The 20,836-nt window shown below is 64.6% G+C and carries 15 protein-coding genes and 1 tRNA gene; 13 read left to right on the top strand and 3 right to left on the bottom strand.

What is annotated here, in order from left to right; translation table 11 throughout:
- The first annotated feature begins 3 nt into the window (after positions 1-3).
- The 7 genes from galD to ABQY64_RS09110 all read left to right on the top strand — a co-directional run bounded on the left by galD (position 4) and on the right by ABQY64_RS09110 (position 13,479).
- A complete protein-coding gene (galD, locus tag ABQY64_RS09080) occupies positions 4-1,674 on the top strand; it encodes a GH35 family beta-galactosidase GalD (protein WP_349780037.1) in 1,671 nt (556 codons plus the stop codon).
- Positions 1,675-1,797: 123 nt separating this feature from the next.
- Positions 1,798-4,701, top strand: a complete 2,904-nt coding sequence (locus ABQY64_RS09085; protein ID WP_166772222.1) for a TIM-barrel domain-containing protein — start codon at positions 1,798-1,800, stop codon at positions 4,699-4,701.
- A 91-nt stretch (positions 4,702-4,792) separates the two neighbouring features.
- On the top strand, positions 4,793-7,174 hold the full coding sequence (locus tag ABQY64_RS09090; protein WP_349780020.1) for a glycoside hydrolase family 95 protein: 2,382 nt from the start codon (positions 4,793-4,795) through the stop codon (positions 7,172-7,174).
- Positions 7,171-8,664, top strand: a complete 1,494-nt coding sequence (xylB, locus tag ABQY64_RS09095; protein WP_349780021.1) for a xylulokinase — start codon at positions 7,171-7,173, stop codon at positions 8,662-8,664. Before ABQY64_RS09090 ends, xylB begins: the two co-directional genes overlap by 4 nt.
- Positions 8,665-8,711: 47 nt before the next feature.
- Positions 8,712-10,049 carry a xylose isomerase gene (xylA, locus tag ABQY64_RS09100; RefSeq protein ID WP_349780022.1) on the top strand — a complete coding sequence of 446 codons (1,338 nt, stop codon included), beginning with the start codon at positions 8,712-8,714 and terminating at the stop codon, positions 10,047-10,049.
- Between the two features lie 87 nt (positions 10,050-10,136).
- Positions 10,137-11,564, top strand: coding sequence for a sugar porter family MFS transporter (locus ABQY64_RS09105; protein WP_016904374.1), 1,428 nt, complete (start codon positions 10,137-10,139; stop codon positions 11,562-11,564).
- A 376-nt stretch (positions 11,565-11,940) separates the two neighbouring features.
- The gene (locus ABQY64_RS09110) at positions 11,941-13,479 is read left to right on the top strand and encodes an MASE1 domain-containing protein (protein WP_349780023.1); all 1,539 of its coding nucleotides are present in this window, start codon (positions 11,941-11,943) and stop codon (positions 13,477-13,479) included.
- Here the strand turns inward: ABQY64_RS09110 and ABQY64_RS09115 are convergent.
- Positions 13,433-13,924, bottom strand: coding sequence for a hypothetical protein (locus ABQY64_RS09115; RefSeq protein WP_349780024.1), 492 nt, complete (start codon positions 13,922-13,924; stop codon positions 13,433-13,435). The two genes, ABQY64_RS09110 and ABQY64_RS09115, sit on opposite strands and share 47 nt — an antisense overlap.
- Before the next feature lie 190 nt (positions 13,925-14,114).
- Complete coding sequence (locus tag ABQY64_RS09120; RefSeq protein WP_349780025.1) at positions 14,115-14,339, bottom strand: hypothetical protein; 225 nt, start codon at positions 14,337-14,339, stop codon at positions 14,115-14,117.
- 219 nt (positions 14,340-14,558) lie between these two features.
- Between ABQY64_RS09120 and ABQY64_RS09125 the strand changes: the two genes are divergently transcribed.
- Both ABQY64_RS09125 and folE2 read left to right on the top strand, forming a co-directional pair.
- Positions 14,559-15,719: an N-acetylmuramoyl-L-alanine amidase gene (locus tag ABQY64_RS09125; protein ID WP_349780026.1), complete on the top strand. Its 1,161-nt coding sequence runs from the start codon at positions 14,559-14,561 to the stop codon at positions 15,717-15,719.
- A gap of 36 nt (positions 15,720-15,755) precedes the next feature.
- Positions 15,756-16,679, top strand: a complete 924-nt coding sequence (folE2, locus tag ABQY64_RS09130) for a GTP cyclohydrolase FolE2 (RefSeq protein WP_349780027.1) — start codon at positions 15,756-15,758, stop codon at positions 16,677-16,679.
- A 433-nt stretch (positions 16,680-17,112) separates the two neighbouring features.
- On the opposite strand, the gene ABQY64_RS09135 is transcribed toward folE2, so the two are convergent.
- Positions 17,113-17,187: transfer RNA gene (locus ABQY64_RS09135), tRNA-Glu, on the bottom strand.
- A 47-nt stretch (positions 17,188-17,234) separates the two neighbouring features.
- Here ABQY64_RS09135 and pcnB point away from each other — a divergent pair.
- From pcnB to panC, 4 genes are read left to right on the top strand one after another with little or no spacing between them, the layout of a single operon-like run.
- On the top strand, positions 17,235-18,602 hold the full coding sequence (gene pcnB / locus ABQY64_RS09140) for a polynucleotide adenylyltransferase PcnB (RefSeq protein ID WP_024939771.1): 1,368 nt from the start codon (positions 17,235-17,237) through the stop codon (positions 18,600-18,602).
- A gap of 3 nt (positions 18,603-18,605) precedes the next feature.
- Positions 18,606-19,091, top strand: coding sequence for a 2-amino-4-hydroxy-6-hydroxymethyldihydropteridine diphosphokinase (gene folK, locus ABQY64_RS09145; protein ID WP_047125494.1), 486 nt, complete (start codon positions 18,606-18,608; stop codon positions 19,089-19,091).
- Between the two features lie 35 nt (positions 19,092-19,126).
- Entirely contained in the window at positions 19,127-19,942 is an 816-nt protein-coding gene (gene panB, locus ABQY64_RS09150; RefSeq protein ID WP_115510917.1) for a 3-methyl-2-oxobutanoate hydroxymethyltransferase, read from the top strand.
- Complete coding sequence (panC, locus tag ABQY64_RS09155) at positions 19,939-20,781, top strand: pantoate--beta-alanine ligase (RefSeq protein WP_104623172.1); 843 nt, start codon at positions 19,939-19,941, stop codon at positions 20,779-20,781. Before panB ends, panC begins: the two co-directional genes overlap by 4 nt.
- The last annotated feature ends 55 nt before the right edge of the window (positions 20,782-20,836 follow it).

Genomic DNA, 20,836 nt, shown 5'->3' on the forward strand with positions numbered 1-20,836 from the left:
CTGCTGTCCGCGCTGACGCTGGCCCTGGCAGCGTGCCAATCCGGCGAGCAGGACGACAAAGCCAAACCGGCCGCAGTGGCACCGACTGCCGGTAGCGCAGGGACCGCGCCTGCCACGGCAGCGGCGCCGGCTGCGCAGACGCCGATGCCGCAGTTCGTCAGCAAGGACGGCAAGCACGCATTGATGGTCGATGGCGCACCGTTCCTGATCCTGGGCGCGCAGGTCAACAACTCCAGCAACTATCCCGGCGTGATGGACAAGGTGTGGCCGGCGATGCAGGTGCTGGGCCCCAATACCGTGCAGGTGCCGATCGCCTGGGAGCAGGTCGAGCCGGAAGAAGGCAAGTTCGATTTCTCCTTTGTCGATACGCTGCTCACGCAGGCGCGCGAGCACAAGGTGCGGCTGGTGCTGCTGTGGTTTGCGACCTGGAAGAACAACGGCCCGGCGTATGCGCCGCGCTGGGTCAAGACCGACAACCAGCGCTTCCCGCGCGTGGTGACGCGTGAGGGCAAGGCGATCGGCTCGCTGTCGCCGCATGCGCAGGCCACCCTGGATGCCGACCGCAAGGCCTTCGTCGCCTTCATGCAGCACCTGAAGCAGGTCGATCCGCAACACACCGTGATCATGATCCAGCCCGAGAACGAGCCGGGCACCTACGGCAGCGTGCGCGACTTCTCGCCGATGGCGCAGAAGCTGTTCGACGGCCCGGTGCCGGAAGAGCTGCTCAAGCGCTTGAACAAGCAGCCGGGCAGCTGGGCGCAGGTGTTCGGTGCCGATGCGGACGAGATCTTCCATGCCTGGTCGATCGGTCGCTACATCGACCAGGTGGCCGAAGCCGGCAAGGCCGAATACCCGCTGCCGATGTACGTCAACGCCGCATTGCGTGGCCCGTTCAATCCCGGCCAGCCTGGCCAGTACGCCAGCGGCGGCCCCACCGACAACGTGCTGGATGTGTGGAAGGCCGCCGGCCCGCATATCGACCTGCTGGCGCCGGACATCTACATGCCCGAGTACCGCACCTACACCACGGTGCTGGAGCGCTACGCCCGCCCGGACAATGCGCTGTTCGTCGCCGAAACCGGCAACCGCCCGGAATACGCGCGCTATCTGTTCCCCGCGCTGGGCCATGACGGCATCGGCTGGTCGGCGTTCGGCATGGACTACACGCGTTATTCCAACTATCCGCTGGGCGCCAAGCACGTCAACGCAGAAACCCTGGCCCCGTTCGCGCTGGGGTTCGAGCTGGTCAAGCGCGGCATGCGTCCGTTCGCCAAGGCCGCGTCCGAAGGCAAGCTGCACGGCACTGCCGAAGAACCCGGCCAGGCGGTGCAGGAGCTGCAGCTCAACGAACGTTGGGGCGCCACCATTACCTACGGCGTGCCGCAGTTCTGGTTCAAGGGCGAGCCGCCGGGCAACCCCGAGCCGATCGGCGCGGCCTTGATCGCCGAGCTCGGCCCTGACGAGTTCCTGGTCACCGGCTACCACGTGCGCGTGACCCTGCATCCGGCCAGCGAGGCGACCGCCAACATGCTCTACGACCGCGTTGAGGAAGGCGTGTACGACGGCAGCGACTGGAAGTTCGAGCGCAACTGGAACGGCGACCAGACCGATTACGGCGTCAATTTTTCCAGTGCACCGCAGCTGCTGAAGATCAAGCTGGCCACCTACAAGTAAACCTGCACGGCCACTTGCTGCGCAGCCAGATCGCTGCGCAGCAGGCCGTCTTCCAGGTCGAACGCAATGAACCCATGCGTTGCCGCCCCCGCGGCAGCGTTTCGTAATTCCAAGGGAGTGAACATGCAAACCATCAACCGTTCCGCCGGCCATGCGCCTGCCACCCGACGTACCCCGCTTGCGCAGTGCCTGGCGTTGTCGCTGGCCTTGCTGGCCAATGCCGCGCACGCGCAGGAAGTGCGCAAGGCCGCCGATGGCGTCACCGTGGTGCCGAGCGCCAAGGGCGCCGCACCGGTGCGTCTGCAGGTGGTCGATGCCGGCATCATCCGCGTCAGTGCCGACCCGGACGGCGACTTCGCGCGCAGCCCCAGCCTGATGCGCGTACCGGTGCAGGGCGATGGCAACTTCCAGCTGGCCGAGCAGGGCGACAGCGTGCAGCTGAAGACCGGCAAGGTCACCGCCACCGTGTCCACCGTCGATGGCCATGTCAGCTTCGCCGATGCCAATGGCAAGCCGGTGTTGTCGGAAGTTGCCGGCGGGCGCAGTTTTGCGCCGCTGAAAGTGGAGGGCAAGCAGTACCTGAGCGTGCGTCAGCGCTTCCAGTCGCCCGACGACGAAGCGCTGTACGGCTTCGGCCAGCACCAGCAGGGCTGGATGAACCAGAAGGGCCGCAACATCGAGTTGCAGCAGAACAATATCGACATGGCGGTGCCGTACCTGGTGTCCAGCCGCAACTACGGCCTGCTGTGGGACAACAACTCGATCAGCCGCCTGGGCGACCCGCGCGGCCTGCAGCCGCTGCCCAAGACGCTGAAGTTGTATGACGCCAAGGGCAAGGCCGGTGCGCTGACCGCACGTTATGCGATCAACGGCAAGCAGATCGTCGAACGCCGCGAGAGCGAGGTGAACTACCAGTACCTCAGCGACCTGACCAAGTATCCGAAGAAGGCGATCACCAAGGACAAGGACAGCCGCATGCAGGTCACCTGGGAGGGCGAGATCGAAGCGCTCACCGGTGGCGAGCACACCTTCTCGCTGTATTCGAGCGAGTACGCCAAGCTGTACGTGGACGGCAAGCTGGTCGTCGATCGCTGGCGCCAGAACTGGAACCCGTGGAATCACGAGTTCAAGCTGGATCTGGAGCCGGGCACGCGCCACACCGTCAAGGTCGAGTGGGACCTGATCGACCCCAGCTACATCGCGCTGCTGCACCGCGACCCGCTGCCGGCCGCCGAAGCGAAGGACCTGTCGCTGTGGTCCGAAGCCGGCCAGATGATCGACTACTACTTCGTCTCGGCCGATTCCTACGATCAGGCCGTGGCCGGCTACCGCGAGCTGACCGGCAAGTCGGTGATGCTGCCCAAGTGGGCCTACGGCTTCTGGCAGAGCCGCGAGCGTTACAAGAGCCAGGACGAGTTGGTCGGCGCGGTGGCCGAATACCGCAAGCGCAAGTTGTCGCTGGACAACATCGTGCTGGATTGGTCGTACTGGCCCGAGAACGCCTGGGGCTCGCACGATTTCGACCCGCAGCACTTCCCCGATCCGGACGGCATGGTCAAGGCGGTGCACGACATGCATGCGCAGATCATGATTTCGATCTGGCCCAAGTTCTATCCCACCACCGCCAACTACAAGGAACTGGACGCGGCCGGTTTCATGTTCAAGCGCAACGTGGAAGTGGGTGAGCTGGACTGGATCGGCAAGGGCTACAAGAACTCGTTCTACGATCCGTATTCGGAAAAGGCGCAGGCGATCTACTGGCGCCAGGTCAACGAAAAGCTCAACAGCAAGGGCTTCGATGCGTGGTGGATGGACGCCGACGAACCGGACGTGCATTCCAACCTGGACATCGGCGAGCGCAAGGCGCGCACCACGCCCAACGCGCTGGGCTCGTCCACCGAATACTTCAACTCCTACCCGCTGCCGCACACCCATGGCGTGTACGTGGGCGACCGTGCGGCCGACGACAAGCGCGTGTTCATCCTCTCGCGCAAGGGCTATGCCGGCACCCAGCGCAATGCGGTGGCAGTGTGGAGCGGCGACATCGTCTCGCGCTGGGACGACATGCGTGACCAGATCTCCGGTGGCGTCAACATGGCGCTGTCGGGCCTGCCCAACTGGACCTTCGACATCGGCGGCTTTGCGGTGGAGAAACGCTACGAGAACCAGGACCCGGCGCACCTGCCGGAATGGCGCGAACTCAACACGCGCTGGTTCCAGTTCGGCGCATTCGTGCCGATCTTCCGCTCGCACGGCCAGTTCCCGTACCGCGAGATCTGGAACATTGCCCCGGAAGGCACGCCGTTCTACGACAGCATGGCGTACTACAACCGCCTGCGTTACGCGCTGCTGCCGTACATCTACAGCCTGGCCGGCGACACCTATCAGCGCGATGGCGTGATCATGCGCGGCATGATGATGGACTTCCCGAACGACCCCAAGGTCCGCGACATCAACGACCAGTACCTGTTCGGCCCGGCCTTCCTGGTCGCACCGGTGACCCGCTTCGGCGCCACCTCGCGTCAGGTCTATCTGCCGGCCGGCAGCAGCTGGCTGGATTTCGCCACCGGCAAGCGCTACGAAGGCGGCCAGAGCATCGAGGCGGCCGCGCCGATCGAGCGCATGCCGTTGTTCGTCCGCGCCGGTTCCATCGTGCCGACCGGCCCGGTGCAGGAATACGTGGATCAGAAGCCGGACGCGCCGCTCACCGTGGTGGTCTACACCGGTGCCGACGGCCAGTTCTCGCTGTATGAGGACGACGGCAAGGGCTACGGCTACGAGAAGGGCGAGTTCAGCCGCATTCCGTTGAGCTGGAACCAGGCCAAGGGCGAGCTGAGCATCGGCAAGCGCGAAGGCAGCTGGACCGGCATGCGGGCCAAGCGCACCGTCAATGTGCGCTTTGTCGACGGCCCGCGCGAGGACGCCGGTGCGCTGGAGCCCAGCACCGATGCCAGCATCCAGTACGACGGTAATCCGGTCAGTGTGTTGCAGCGCAAGATTGCGTCCGGCAAAGCGCGTCGTCGATGATCGCAACTCGTTGTCAGTCAGTGAGTGCGCAGATGCCGGATCGCCGCAAGGCTCGGGCGTGCAGGTCCGGTCATGCAGCACGGTGGTGCACGTGCTGACCCGCAGGGAAGTCTGCAAGGCAACCGGTGCCGCACTCGCGGCGCTGGGCGCTGTGCCGACTGCGTCCGCCATTGCTGCGCCGGCCAAGGCTGCCGGCGAGCAATCGCTGCCTGCCGTTGCTGCGGGCGATGCCTTGCAGCTGTGGTACCGCGAACCGGCCAACGAGTGGGTGCAGGCGCTACCGGTCGGCAACGGCCGGCTGGGCGCGATGGTGTGGGGCGGCATTGCCCATGAGCGCCTGCAACTCAACGAGGACACGCTGTACGCAGGTGGCCCGTACGATGCCACCAGCCCCGACGCGCTGGCGGCCTTGCCACAGGTGCGCACGCTCGTATTTGCCGGGCGCTATGCCGAAGCTGAAACCCTGGCCGACGCCAAGATGCTCTCGCGTCCGCTCAAGCAGATGCCGTATCAACCGCTGGGCGATCTGTTGCTGGATTTCGATCGTGCCGACGGCATCAGCGAGTATCGCCGCCAGCTCGATCTGGATACCGGCGTGGCTACCACCACGTTCCGCTCCGGCGGTGCTGTGCACAAGCGCGAAGTGTTCGTGTCGGCACAGTCGCAATGCATCGTGGTGCGCCTGTCCTGCGATCGGCCACGCGCGATTTCCCTGCGCGTGGGCATCGACAGCCCGCAGACCGGCGCGGTCACGGTGGAGCAGGGCGGGCTGCTGTTCAGTGGCCGCAACGGCAGCTTTGCCGGCATCGACGGCAAGCTGCGTTTTGCCTTGCGCGTGCTGCCGCAGGTCAAGGGCGGCACGCTCAGCGGGCTGCGCGACCGCCTGCGCATTGACGCCGCCGATGAAGTGGTGCTGCTGCTCACCGCCGCCACCAGCTACCAACGCTTTGATGCAGTCGATGGCGATCCGCTGGCATTGACCGCAGCAAGCATGCAGAAGGCCGGCAAGCTGGACTACGCCGCATTGCTGCGTGCGCATCTGGCCGATCACCAGCGGCTGTTCCGGCGCGTGGCGATCGATCTGGGAACCAGCGAGGCGGCGGCACTGCCCACCGACGAGCGCGTGCAGCGTTTTGCGCAGGGCAACGACCCGGCGCTGGCCGCGCTGTATCACCAGTTCGGCCGTTACCTGCTGATCTGCAGCTCGCGGCCCGGCACCCAGCCGGCCAATCTGCAGGGCATCTGGAACGACCTGATGCAGCCGCCGTGGGAAAGCAAGTACACCATCAACATCAACACCGAGATGAACTACTGGCCCAGCGAGGCCAACGCGCTGCACGAGTGCGTCGAACCGCTGGAATCCATGTTGTTCGATCTAGCCAAGACCGGCGCGCACACCGCACGTGCGATGTACGACGCACCCGGCTGGGTGGTGCACAACAACACCGATTTGTGGCGCCAGGCCGGGCCGATCGATGGCGCCAAGTGGAGCCTGTGGCCGATGGGCGGCGTCTGGCTGCTGCAGCAGTTGTGGGACCGCTGGGATTACGGCCGCGACCGCGCGTATCTGGGCAAGATCTATCCCTTGTTCAAGGGCGCAGCGGAGTTCTTCGTCGCCACGCTGGTCAAGGATCCGCAGACCGGCGCGATGGTGACCAACCCGTCGATCTCGCCGGAAAACCAGCATCCGTTCAACGCCGCGCTGTGTGCCGGCCCCACCATGGATGCGCAGCTGCTGCGCGATCTGTTCGCCCAATGCATCGCGATGAGCAAGCTGCTCAAGGTCGACGACGCCTTCGCACAACAACTGAGCACGCTGCGCGAGCAATTGCCGCCCAACCGCATCGGCAAGTCGGGGCAATTGCAGGAGTGGCAACAGGACTGGGACATGCAGGCGCCGGAGATCCATCACCGCCATGTCTCGCATCTGTACGCCTTGCATCCTTCGAGCCAGATCAATTTGCGCGATACGCCCGAGCTTGCCGCCGCGGCCAAGCGCACGCTGGAAACGCGCGGCGACAACACCACTGGCTGGGGCATCGGCTGGCGGCTGAATCTATGGGCACGTCTGGCCGATGGCGAGCATGCCTACCGCATCCTGCAACTGCTGATCTCGCCCGAGCGCACCTACCCGAATCTGTTCGACGCGCATCCGCCGTTCCAGATCGACGGCAACTTCGGCGGCACCGCCGGCATCACCGAAATGCTGCTGCAAAGCTGGGGCGGCAGCGTGTTCCTGCTGCCTGCCTTGCCCAAGGCATGGCCACGCGGCAGTGTGCGTGGCTTGCGCGTGCGCGGCGGTGCCAGCGTGGACCTGCACTGGGAGGGCGGCCGCCTGCAGCAGGCACGCGTGCACAGCGAGCGGGGCGGGCGCTATCAACTGTCTTACGCAGGGCAGACCCTGGACCTGGAACTGGGTGCCGGCCGCACCCGGCTGGTGGGCCTCAACAACAACCGATTGGTGATGCAATGAGCTTGTACGTAGGACTGGATGTGGGCACGCAGAGCGTCAAGCTGGTGGCCTACGATCCGCAGGAGCGCGCCGTGGTCGCCACGATCGCCGCGCCGATGGAACTGATCAGCCGCGACGACGGCACCCGCGAGCAACAGGCGCAGTGGTGGATCGACGGCATCGTGCATTGCTTCGCGCAGCTCGATGGCGAGCAGCGTGCGCAGGTGCGTGGCATCTCGGTCTCCGGCCAGCAGCATGGCTTTGTGCCGGTGGCCGCCGATGGCAGCGTCACCGCACCGGTGAAGCTGTGGTGCGATACCAGCACCGCACTGGAATGCGAGGAAATCATGGATGCGGTGGGCGGCGCCGCGGGCAGCGTGGCGACCGCCGGCAACCCGATCATGGCCGGCTACACCGCCTCCAAGCTGCCGTGGACGCGCAAGCATCGCCCCGAGGCGTATGCGGCGATGACCACGGTGATGCTGCCGCACGACTACGTGAACTTCTGGCTCACCGGTGAGCGCTTTGCCGAAGTCGGCGATGCCTCCGGCACCGGCTGGCTGGACGTGCGCACGCGGCAGTGGTCCGAGCGCATGCTCGGCGCGGTAGACGCACAACGCGACCTGCGCGAGGCACTGCCGCCGCTGGTGGAGACCGGCGCGGTCTATGCCTTGTCCGACGCAGCCGCCGATGCCTTGAATCTGCCGGCCGGTGTGCGTGTCACCACCGGCGGCGGCGACAACATGATGGCCGCCATCGGCACCGGCAACGTGGTGCCGGGGCGTCTGACCATGAGCCTGGGCACCTCGGGCACCTTGTTCGCCTACGCCGATCACCCGGTGGTGGACGACGAGGCACGCTGGGCCGCGTTCTGTTCGTCCAGCGGCGGCTGGCTGCCGCTGATCTGCACCATGAACTGCACCGTCGCCACCGAGGCGGTGATGCGCATGTTCTCGATCACCCGCGAACAGACCGACGCCTTGATCGCCAGCACCACGCCCGGCGCCGATGGCCTGGTACTGCTGCCGTTCTTCAACGGCGAGCGCACCCCGGACTTGCCGGCCGCCCGCGGCTGCCTGTTCGGCATGGACCTGCACAACACCACCCCGGCGCATTTCTATCGCGCCGCGATGGAAGGGGCGACCTATAGCCTGCGCAACGGCTTCGATGCGTTCGTTGCGGCGGGTCTGCAGTTCGACACCATCCTGCTCACCGGCGGCGGCAGCAAGAGCGCGCAATGGCGGCAGATGGTGGCCGATATCTTCAACCTGCAGGTCGTGGTGCCGACCCAACCCGAAGGCGCTGCCTTCGGTGCCGCGCTGCAGGCCTTGTGGGCCTGCGATCGCGATGACGGCGGTACGTACGCGTTGTCGGATGTGGTGCTGGAGCATCTGCAGGTCGACGACAGCCTGTCGGCGCGCCCGGATCCGCAGCGCGTGGCCCAGTATCAGCAGCACTACCAGCACTTCCTCAAGCACCTGCATGTGGTCAGCCCGCTCTACGCCGGCTGATTGACACGCTTTCTACAACTCCCCCAGCAGCAAGGACATTCCACCCCATGAGCAACACCGTCTACATCGGCGCCAAGGAATATTTCCCCGGTATCGGCAAGATCGGCTTCGAAGGCCGCGACTCGGACAACCCGCTGGCGTTCAAGGTCTACGACGCCAACAAGCAGGTCGGCGACAAGACCATGGCCGAGCATCTGCGCTTTGCCGTGGCCTACTGGCACAGCTTCTGCGGCAACGGCGCCGATCCGTTCGGCCCGGGCACGCGCACGTACCCGTGGGATATCGGCAACACCGCGTTGAATCGCGCCGAAGCCAAGGCCGATGCCGCGTTCGAGTTCTTCACCAAGCTCGGCGTGCCGTACTACTGCTTCCACGACATCGACCTGTCGCCCGATGCCGACGACATCGGCGAGTACCAGAGCAACCTCAAGCACATGGTCGGCATCGCCAAGCAGCGCCAGGCCGATACCGGCGTCAAGCTGCTGTGGGGCACCGCCAACCTGTTCTCGCACCCGCGTTACATGAATGGTGCGTCGACCAACCCGGACTTCAACGTAGTGGCGCGTGCGGCGGTGCAGGTCAAGGCCGCGATCGATGCCACCGTCGAGCTGGGCGGCGAGAACTACGTGTTCTGGGGCGGCCGCGAAGGCTATGCCTGCCTGCACAACACCCAGATGAAGCGCGAGCAGGACAACATGGCGCGCTTCTTGACCCTGGCACGCGACTACGGCCGCGCGATCGGCTTCACCGGCAACTTCCTGATCGAGCCCAAGCCGATGGAGCCGATGAAGCACCAGTACGACTTCGACAGCGCCACGGTGATCGGCTTCCTGCGCCAGCACGGCCTGGACCAGGACTTCAAGCTCAACATCGAAGCCAACCACGCCACACTGTCGGGTCACAGCTTCGAGCACGACCTGCAGGTGGCATCCGATGCCGGCCTGCTCGGCAGCATCGATGCCAACCGCGGCAACCCGCAGAACGGCTGGGATACCGACCAGTTCCCGACCGACCTGTACGACACCGTCGGCGCGATGCTGGTGGTGCTGCGTCAGGGCGGGCTGGCACCGGGCGGGCTGAACTTCGATGCCAAGGTGCGCCGCGAGTCGTCCGACCCGCAGGATCTGTTCCTGGCGCATATCGGCGGCATGGACGCATTTGCACGCGGGCTGGAAGTGGCCAATGCGCTGCTGACCTCCTCGCCGCTGGAACAGTGGCGCGCCGAGCGCTACGCCAGCTTCGACAGCGGCGCGGGTGCGGATTTCGCCAACGGCAGCAGCACGCTGGTGGATCTGGCCAAGTACGCCGCCGGCAACGAACCCAAGCAGCTCAGCGGCCGCCAGGAAGCCTACGAGAACCTGATCAATCAGTATCTGACGCGTTGATGTCCCGTGGCCGGCGGCGCACTGCGCGTCGCCGGCCGATGTCGGCCGCCCCCGTGGCCGCTCCCTTGCATGCTTCCAGGTGAATCCATGTCCAGTGTCTCCGTAAACGGCGCCCCCGATGCCGGTGAGAACACCCGTTTTATCGTCCTGATCAGTTGCGTAGCCACGATCGGCGGTTTTTTGTTCGGTTTCGATAGCGGTGTGATCAACGGCACTGTCGACGGCCTGAAGCAGACCTTCAATTCCAGCGCCGCCGAGACCGGGTTCGAAGTCGCCTCGATGCTACTGGGTTGCGCCATCGGCGCCTTCTTTGCCGGCCGTCTGGCCGACCGCTGGGGCCGCCGCGCGGTCCTGATCATTTCGGCGGCACTGTTCCTGCTCTCGGCCATTGGCGCCGGTGCCTCGCACAGTTCCGGCTTCTTCATCTTCGCTCGCGTGATGGGCGGCTTTGCGGTGGGCGCCGCCAGCGTCATCTCGCCGGCCTACATCGCCGAGGTCGCCTCCGCGCGCTATCGCGGCCGCCTCGCCACGATGCAGCAGATTGCCATCATCAGCGGGCTGTTCTGCGCATTCCTGAGCAACTACCTGCTGGCCAATGCGGCCGGTGCCTCCACCGAGCCGCTATGGGCCGGGCAGGCCGCCTGGCGCTGGATGTTCTGGATGCAGGCGGTTCCCTCGCTGCTGTTCCTGTTGCTGTTGCTGGTCATCCCGGAAAGTCCGCGCTACCTGGTGGTCAAGGGCCGCCGCGAGCAGGCGCTGGTGGTGCTGAAGCGGCTGTACGGCAACGCCGCCGCGCAGACCAAGCTGGCCGAAATCTCGGCCTCGATGTCGGCCGACCAGCACAAGCCCAAGTTCTCCGACCTCATCAACAAGGCCACCGGCAAGATCCGTCCGATCGTCTGGATCGGCGTGGGTCTGGCGGTGTTCCAGCAACTGGTCGGCATCAACGTGGTGTTCTATTACGGCGCCGTGCTGTGGCAGGCGGTGGGCTTCTCCGAGCAGGACGCGCTGCTGATCAATGTGCTCTCCGGCGGCCTGAGCATCGGCGCCTGCCTGGTCACGGTGATGCTGGTGGACAAGATCGGCCGCAAACCGTTGCTGTGGATCGGCTCGGCCGGCATGGCGGTCTCGCTGGCCCTGGTGACCTATGCCTTTGCCACCGCCTCGCTGGACCCCAACGGCAAGCTCGCCATGTCCGATGCCATGGGCATGCTCGCGCTGGTGGCCGCCAACGTCTACGTGGTGTTCTTCAATGCCTCGTGGGGCCCGGTGATGTGGGTGATGCTGGGCGAGATGTTCCCGAACCAGATCCGCGGCTCGGGCCTGGCCATTGCCGGCGCCGCGCAGTGGACCTCCAACTTCGCCATCACCGTCAGCTTCCCGATCCTGCTCGGCAGCATCGGCCTGGCCGGCGCCTACGGCATCTACACCGTCGCCGCCTTCATCTCGGTGTTCTTCGTGCTCAAGTACGTCTACGAGACCAAGGGCAAGGAGCTGGAGCAGATGGAGGGCTGATATCCCCCGTTATGCTGATATCGGCATGGATGACGAACAAGGCCGCGCACTGCGCGGCCTTGTTCGTTGACGGTCTCGCCGGGATCTTGCCGACGTCTCGCATACCTGCAGGCGCCTCAATCGCGCTGGCTGTCATCCTTGGGCTGGATTGGGTGCGTGCGTCGTCTCGTGACTGCCGGCAGCTCTGACCTGTGCTGTGTCAGGCGGCCTGATTTCCGCGTGGCCCAACGCACCAGCAAAGTGCAATGCGCGTCTTCAATGGCGATAACCGCCTGGAAGGGCACCGGCTCTTTTTGCAAATTGTGCGCCACCGCTATACTCCACCAGGCAGTTTCCCTCCAGACTAGGGCGAATCGTGGAACCAAGGAGTGGTGGTATGGCAGTAGCTAAAGAGCTTGTCAGGGGCATGCTGATCAGCGTGTGCTACTGCCTGGTGTTTCTGATGCTTTGGCGCTTGTCGATCGAACAATGGTATCTGCCGGTTGGTTTGCGCGTAGTCGCCTTGCTCTTTCGGCCTTATCGCGAGTGGCCTTTTCTGTTGGCAGGTGACGCTGCGGCGATGTTGTTCTTGCGTATTCCGCTAGGCGAGTTACAGGGCTTCAATCCGTTATGGTCATATCTGAGTCCCTTCATTCATGCGCCTTTGATTGCTGGGGCGATTGGCCTGCTTCGATATCAAGTTCCTCATATTGTTAAAAGCCAGCAGTGGTTTATTCCTGCTGCTCTTGCTATAGCTCTCTGGAACGCTATATGCAGCCTGTTAATAAACGTGACCCTCGGTGGACCGCAGGCTGACCCTGCACTAGACCTGATAGTGCTCTATTGGTCAGGTAGCTATCTGGGCATGCTGGTCTTGCTTCTTCCTGCGATGTTATGGGCGAACTGGAATGACGGTCCTGTACGCCCGAGTCTCCAGCGAGATCTCGGAATCGCGGTGGCTGTTATCCTCGGTTTGTTCTTCTTATTAGGGGTCTCGCAGGAACCATTGACTCGAAGCATCTTGATGGTTGCGATGCTCGTGCCAATGGTCGTGTTGACTTTCAGGCAGGGGTGGAGAGGCAGTGCTCTAGGGTCACTATTGGCAAGCTTCGCAATTGAGTTCTCGCTTCCTCGGGTGTATCAGATCGGGTTTTTTGATCAACAAGTCTTTAGTATCCAGTTGCTCTATGCGGTCACGACGACAGCTCTTTTTGTTTTCAATGCTCGTCTGCGCAAGCCTGCCCGCGATAAGGTTTCGAACCAGCCAAGAGATGATGCCTTCATACTAGCCCGAGCAAGCTATTCCAGTGCTGAGCGCATGCTGCGCAATCGGGTGCTCGAATACTCTGACATCAATGTTCAGATCAACAAGATGCGCAAAGATGTGGTGGCTGATTTGAGGGGCAGAGGGCAGCATTCTGCAGCAATGGAGATGACGCGGGTTGGTGTCCTTGAGTCGCAATTGCTTCAGCAGTATGTCGCCGCGCTGTATCCGTTGGAAATCGAGACGCATGGGCTGTATCAGGCTCTGCGTTCGTCAGCACTCGAACGCTTCTGCCAATCTCAGTTTCAATGCGTGTTTCGCGGTGACTGCAGGAAGCTGTCATTGGAGCTCCAATTGAGTGCTTATCGCAGTACGCTCAATTGTGTGGAGATCTTGCCGCCGGCTAGTCGGCACTTCATCCAGGCTCGTGCTTGGACAGGGAGAGGGGCTAAGGGCGTGTTGGTGCGCGTGATTGCGGATTCGTCGTCAGCTGAGGCGGCCAAGAGCGACTCGGTCGATGTGGAAGCTGAACTGAAGGCGCGCTTGAAAGCGCATGGCGGCATGTTTCGCCGCCGCCATGCGTTGGTTCTTACCTTTCTGGTTGCCGAGCCAGTCTCCGTTGCAGTCAGGGGGAGACTATCCAGTGTTCCCCAGTTGCTTCCCGCCAGTTGAATACCGTGAAGTTCTTTGTTTTGTAGACAAGTCGTGCTTGATCACGCTGAGTTGAATCAAACGTTGGCGGATTGTTTGAACTCGTGCTTGCCGAAATCCTGTTTGCCGCCGGCAGCACGACGCGTTCTACATCCTTGCCCATTGGCAAGGTCCAGAGTGCGTTGTCCACTCGTGCTACCACTGCGTGGACCACTCCAGTTACATCGTTGATCTGGAGATATGTCACTCCATCGCGATGGAGTTCATAAATGGCAAGCGACGGATCCATCGTTAGGTTGGCTGCCTTGGGATTGCTGTCGCCAAGTCCTGTCATTGCATGTACGCCGACGCCACCATTGGCACAGCATTGAGCCATTGCCATGCCTGACGACAGCATTCCAGCAACGACGCAAAAAGCCATAAGCCAATCTTTTGCGTTCTTCATGATTTTGCCTTCCCCCTGCATGGGGCAACTCCGCCTGCGATTCAGGCGCTTATACGTTACGTGTTGAATGGCAGATTTTGTTGATTGTTTGTCGCAGAAAATCGCTGCGGCATACCGTTCGCCGATCAGCGAGGAACAGTCAACCGCATCCGCTGTTACCTTGGACCTATCCGGTCAGGCGTGATGTGCAGTGCTGGAGCGCGCGCGCTATTTAGCGGCTCGGCTCGAGTTCGCCACCGGCACGTTCAAACCATCCAATCACTCGCCGGTGATGAGATTCGCCCCAACGACGCGAGAACTGCTGGGTGTGGTGGTCGCCGAGGTCGCGCAGGCTGGCGAGTCGTTGGGCGATGAAAGGGACGGTCAGTGGCTGGGCGCAGTCGACTTCGATGCAGTGGCGCCAGGCGGTATAGCTGTCGGGGATGACGGGCGACATCGAGGCGCTCTTCGGTAAAAGTGAACGTGAGGGCAGTGGCGAGGCACGGCGGGCTTGATTTTGCGCAACGAGTGTTACTTTATAACACTTCATCCATCGTTCGTCCGGTCACGCCGTGTCGCGTTCCTTGCCGCAGAGTGTCGTTTGCCTGGTCACCATGCCGAACCGTCCGCGCTCCAAGTGGCGCGGTGGCCGCGTCGATCCAGCGGGGTTGGCCCGATGAGGCGGCGGCAGGTGTTGCACACCGTCGGCGCAGCCTTGCTGCTGTCGCCGCGCCTGGTCCAGGCGCAGCCGCTGCCGCTGCTGCGTAGTTGCAATCTGCAGCGTCAGGATGCGGGGCTGCGACTTCGGCTCGCATTGAGTACGCAGGTCGCCTACCGCAGCTTCAGCCTGTCCAATCCAGCGCGCTTGGTCATCGACCTGCCGGGCGTTTCGACACAGCCACCGCAGATCGATCCATTGCCTGACGGTCTCGCGGTCGTTGCCATCCGCAGCGGCCCGCACGGCGATGGGCTGCGCGTGGTGCTCGATCTGGCGCAGCCGCTGACAGCCACGGCGCGCTGGGAGGATGGTGCACTGGTGGTCGATCTTGCTGCTGTGCCCGGCACTGCGTCGTTGTCCGCAGCCGATCCGACCGAGCCGGCCGTTGCGGCGGCTGTGCCCACGCGCTCCCGCCTGCATCCCTACGTGGTCGCCATCGACGCCGGTCACGGCGGCAAGGATCCCGGCGCGGTCAGTGCCGATGCGCGCTACGAGAAGTATGTGGCCATGGCGGTCGCGGGGCGGCTGCACCAGCGCCTGGCGGCCGATCCGCGTTACCTGCCGACCATGATCCGCAGCGACGATCGCTTCGTGGCGTTGCACGAGCGGGTGTTGATCGCCCATCGCCACAATGCCGATCTGTTCGTATCCATCCATGCCGATGCTGCGCCCAGCAGCCAGGCGCGCGGCGCGTCGGTATTTGCCTTGTCGCAGAACGGCGCCAGCTCTGCATTGGCGCGCTGGATCGCCGACAGCGAAAACGCCGCCGACGACATGGGCGACAGTGCGCGCCGCTTGCGGGTGCCCAGCAACCCGGTGCTGTCGCAGGTGCTGGCCGACCTGTCGCTGAGCGGCACCATCGCCAGCAGCGTGGCGTTCGGCAAGTTGATGCTCGGGCGGCTGCAGCAGGTGACGCGGCTGCATCAGGACCAGGTCGGGCAGGCCGGCTTTGCCGTGTTGAAGTCGCCGGACATTCCGTCGCTGCTGGTGGAAACCGGCTTCATGAGCAATCGCGACGACTGCCGGCGGCTGTGCGGCGATACGCATCAGGACGAACTGGCGCACACGCTGCATGCCGGTATCGACGATTACTTCCAGATGTTTCCCGGTCGCGCCTGAGGCGGGATTGCCCTCATCTCCTTCTACGAGCTTTCGATGTCCGCCACGCTTCCCGATGTTGCCGTTACCGAACCTTCCCCACTGAGCGCGCCGCTGCGCTGGGTCGGCATGCAGGACATCGCCGTGCCGCTGTGCCTGGCCGATGCCGGGCCCAGCGGCAGCGTGGCCGCGCGTGCCAGCGTGCAGGTGGATCTGCCGCGTCGGGAGCTCAAGGGCATCCACATGTCGCGCTTGTACCGCCTGCTGGATCGGCATCTGGAGCAGCCGGTGTCGCCAGCGATGGTGTCGCAGCTGCTGCAAGCGCTGATCGACAGTCATGCCGATTGCGGCAGCCGTGCGGCGCGGCTGGCGCTGAACTTCGAGTTGATGCTGCGGATGCCGGCGCTGCGCAGCGAAGGGCTGAGCGGTTGGCGCGCCTATCCGGTGCGCATCGACGCGCAATCCAGGGCAGGCCGCACCGAGATCCAGTTGCAGGTCGATGTGCTGTACGCCTCCACCTGTCCCTGTTCGGCGGCCTTGTCGCGCCAGTTGCTGAGCGATGCGTTTTTGCAGCAGCACCAAGGGCGCGATGCGTTACCGGTCGCAGAGGTTGCGCAATGGCTGCAACACAACGGTTCGCACGCCACGCCGCATAGTCAGCGCAGCGTGGCGCAGGTGCGCGTGGAACTGAGCGCATGCGTGCAGCGCTTTGACATCCGCGAACTGGTCGGCCTGTGCGAACAGGCACTGGCGACGCCGGTACAGGCGGCGGTACGGCGCATCGACGAGCAGGCGTTTGCCCGCTTGAATGGCGCCAACCTGATGTATGTCGAAGATGCCGCGCGGCGGTTGCGCAAGGTGCTGGCCGAGCGCCACGCCGTCTTCCATGTGGCAGTGCGCCACCTGGAAAGTCTGCATGCCCATGACGCCATTGCCGAAACCGACAGCGATGCCGGCGCGTTTCATCCATTGGCTGAGTGAGGAGTTGCCATGCAATGCAAACATCCACGTCGATCTGCCGTTGCTGCGCGCAAATGCGAGATTGATCGCACGCTGCGGCGATGCGGACGCGCTGTCGCGCAGGCCTATGTGTTGATCGGGCCGTACATGATTTTTGTAGTGGGGTGATCGGCAAGAGCCACGCCCATGTGCCGCCGCCAGGGTGAACGATGTGCAGCCGCAGGACTGAATTGCGCGATCGGCGGTAAGGCGCAATCCGCAGCGCTCGGCGCCGTAACCGGCCTCAGCCAATCGGCGCATCTCAGCAAATTGGCTCGATGGCGTTGCCATGGGAGCTGCGCTTGACCGGTGCGGGATCAATGCGCGTCCACCCGACCAGCGGCAACCACCCATGCCCAATAACGCAAAAACCCCGCAATGCGGGGTCTCGGCGTGTTCTGCAGTCAGACGACGGTGGTGCTCCCTAGGGGACTCGAACCCCTGTTTTAGCCTTGAGAGGGCCACGTCCTAACCATTAGACGAAGGGAGCGTTTGGTGCGTCTTGTGCAGCGCGCTAGTATAGTGCGCTAAAACCCGTTGGGCAATCCTGCAACACAAGACGGAAGCGCCATCATCGAACCCTCAGTTACATCTCCGTTCACGCTGCGCGTCATCCCACGCGATCAGCACACCATCTCGCGCAAGGACATCAGCCCCAACGCGCTGCGCGTGCTGTACCGCCTGCGCGAATCGGGCTTTGGTGCCTACCTGGTCGGCGGCGCCGTCCGCGACCTGCTGGTCGGCGGCCATCCCAAGGATTTCGACGTGGCTACCAGCGCCACGCCGGAAGAAGTCAAAGCGCTGTTCCGCAACTGTCGCCTGATCGGCCGCCGCTTTCGCCTGGCGCATGTGGTGTTCGGCCGCGAGATCATCGAAGTGGCCACGTTCCGCGCCAACATCGACGATGGCAGCGGCGACCGCGAACTGGATAACGGCCGGCTGGTGCGCGACAACGTCTACGGCACCATCGAAGACGATGCGATCCGTCGCGACTTCACCTGCAACGCGCTGTACTACGCGATCGAGGATTTCTCGGTACGCGACTACTGCGGCGGCTTCGAGGATGTGCAGGCGCGCCTGATGAAGCTGATCGGCGACCCTGAGCTGCGCTACCAGGAAGATCCGGTGCGCATGCTGCGCGCGGTGCGTCTGGCGGCCAAGCTGAACTTCGATATCGAAGCCGGCACCGCAGAACCCATCCCGCGCCTGGCCGGTCTGTTGTCCGAGGCCGCGCCGGCGCGCTTGTTCGAAGAGATTCTCAAGCTGTTCCTGTCTGGACACGGTGTGGCCAGTTTTGAGGGGCTGGAGCGTTACGGCCTGCTCGGTGCGCTGTTCCCGGAGAGTGCGGCCGCATTGCGCTCCAACCGCAGTGGCGCATTGCGCGCCATGGTGCTGGAAGGTCTGCGCAATACCGATGCGCGCGTGGCCAACGACGAGCCGGTGTCGCCGGCGTTCCTGTTCGCCCTGCTGCTCTGGCCGGCGTTCTGCCGCACCCTGATGGGCCTGCAGGCGCAGGGCGTGCAGCCGGAAGACGCGCAGCGTCGCGCCGCCGACCGGGTCACCCTGCATCAGCTCGAGCGCGTGGCGCTGCCGCGCCGTTTCTCGCTGCCGATGCAGGAAATCTGGCTGCTGCAGACGCGCTTCTCCTCGCGGCAGCGCAAGCGCGTGTTCCGCACCTTGTCGCATCCGCGTTTCCGCGCCGCGTTCGATTTCCTGGTGTTGCGCCAGTTCGCCTCGGCCGATCACGCCGCCGATGTGGAGTTCTGGCGCGAGGCGCAGAAGTCCTCCGGCCAGGAACTGGTCGATGCGATCGAAACCGCGCAGGCTGATCACGAAGGCGAGGAGGGTGCACCGCGCAAGCGGCGCCGTCGCCGCCGTCGCACCGGCGCACCAGCAGGCGAGTAGGGCGTGCACACCGCCTTTGTCGGCCTGGGCGCCAACCTGGGCCCGGCCGAGGCCAGCGTGCGCGCGGCCATCGCCGCACTGGGCGAGCTGCCGCAATCCACCCTGATTGCCGCCTCGCGCCTGTACCGCACGCCGGCCTGGGGCCGCGAAGACCAGCCCGATTTCATCAATGCGGTGGCGCAGCTGCGCACTGCGCTGGCGCCATTGCAACTGCTGGAGGCCTTGCTCGGCATCGAGCAGGCCTTCGGCCGGCAGCGCATTGACGGCGAGCGCTGGGGCCCGCGCACGCTGGACCTGGATCTGCTGTTGTACGCCGATCAGGTGATCGACCTGCCGCGCCTGCAGGTCCCGCACCCGCATCTGCAGGCGCGCGCCTTTGCGCTGCTGCCGCTGTCCGAGCTCGCTCCGGAGGCGATCATTCCGGGCCATGGAACAGTGCGACACGCCCTGCAGGCCATCGATGTCTGCGGGCTGGAGCCGATTGGGTAGATAATGGCCGGCTTATCACCCCACGTAATGACTTCATGAGCAGCCATACCGACAGCAAGCCCTGGACCGTGCCCGCCTTGGCGCAGGCCAAGCGCGAGGGTCGAAAACTGGTCATGTTGACCGCCTACGACGCCGGCTTTGCGCGGACCTTCGATGCCAACGGCGTGGACCTGATCCTGGTTGGCGATTCGCTGGGCATGGTGGTGCAGGGGCACGATTCGACCTTGCCGGTGACCACCACCGACATGGTCTACCACACCGCCGCAGTGGCGAGGGTGCTGGAGCGGGCGTTGCTGGTGGCCGATCTGTCGTTCCAGGCCGATGCCACGCCGGAGCGCGCACTGGACGCTGCTACCCAACTGCTGCAGGCCGGCGCGGAGATGGTCAAGATCGAGGGCGCCGGGCACAAGCTCGAGGTGATCCGTTATCTGGTCGAGCGCGAGATCCCGGTCTGCTCGCATCTGGGGCTGACCCCGCAATCGGTGCTGCGTTTTGGCGGTTACACGGTGCAGGGGCGCGGCGAAGCCGGCGAGCAGTTGCGCCGCGACGCGCAGGCCGTGGTCGACGCCGGTGCCAGTCTGGTCGTGCTGGAATGCGTGCCCACGCCGATCGCCACCCAGATCAGCGCTGCGCTCAGTGTGCCCACCATTGGCATTGGCGCCGGCCCCGGCTGCGATGGCCAGGTGCTGGTGATGCACGACATGCTGGGCCTGGACAGCGGCCACCGCCGGCCCAAGTTCGTCAAGGATTTCCTCGCCGAAGGCGGCTCGGTGGCGGGCGCAGTGCGCGCTTACGCGCAGGCCGTGCGCGACGGCAGCTTCCCCGACGCAGCGCACGCGTACGCCGCATGATCCAGACCCTGACCGATCTTTCCACCCTGCGCGCACTGGTCACCGGCTGGAAGCGCGAGGGCCTGCGCGTGGCGCTGGTGCCGACCATGGGCAACCTGCACGCCGGCCACTATTCGCTGGTGATGCTGGCGCGCCAGTACGCCGACCGCGTGGTGTCGAGCGTGTTCGTCAACCCGACCCAGTTCGGCCCCAACGAAGACTTCGCACGTTACCCGCGCACGCCCGAGGCCGACCTGCGCGGCCTGGAAGACGCCGGTTGCGATGCACTGTGGCTGCCCGACGTGGACACCATGTATCCGCTCGGCACCGCACTGGCCACACCGATCCACGCGCCGGGCGTCAGCGACGTGCTGGAAGGGGTGTGCCGGCCGGGGCATTTCGACGGCGTGTGCACGGTGGTGGCGCGGCTGTTCAATCAGGTGCAGCCGGACGTGGCCGCCTTCGGCAAGAAGGACTATCAGCAGCTGGCGGTGATCCGCCAGATGGTGGCCGACCTGGCGTTTCCGATCGAGATCCTGGGCGGCAGCATCGTGCGCGAGGCCGACGGCCTGGCGATGAGCTCGCGCAACCAGTATCTGACCGCCGACGAGCGCCCGCGCTCGACCCAGATCCGCAAGGTGCTGCTGCAGATGCGCGACAGCTACGCCGCCGGTACGCCGCGTGCGCAGGTCGAGGACGCCGCCACCCAGGCGCTGGAACAGGCCGGTTTCCGCGTCGATTACGCGGTGGTGCGGCTGCCCGACCTGAGCGAGCCGAGCGACAGCCATGCCGGCGCGCGCGTGGCCCTGATCGCCGCCCGTCTGGGCAGCACGCGGCTGATCGACAACCTGGAATTCTGAGCGGTCTGATGCCGCTGCAGGCGCTGCGTCAGGCCGTGACCGGCGACGCCTGCGA

Source organism: Xanthomonas sp. WHRI 7065, assembly GCF_040203115.2.
GTDB lineage: Bacteria > Pseudomonadota > Gammaproteobacteria > Xanthomonadales > Xanthomonadaceae > Xanthomonas > Xanthomonas arboricola.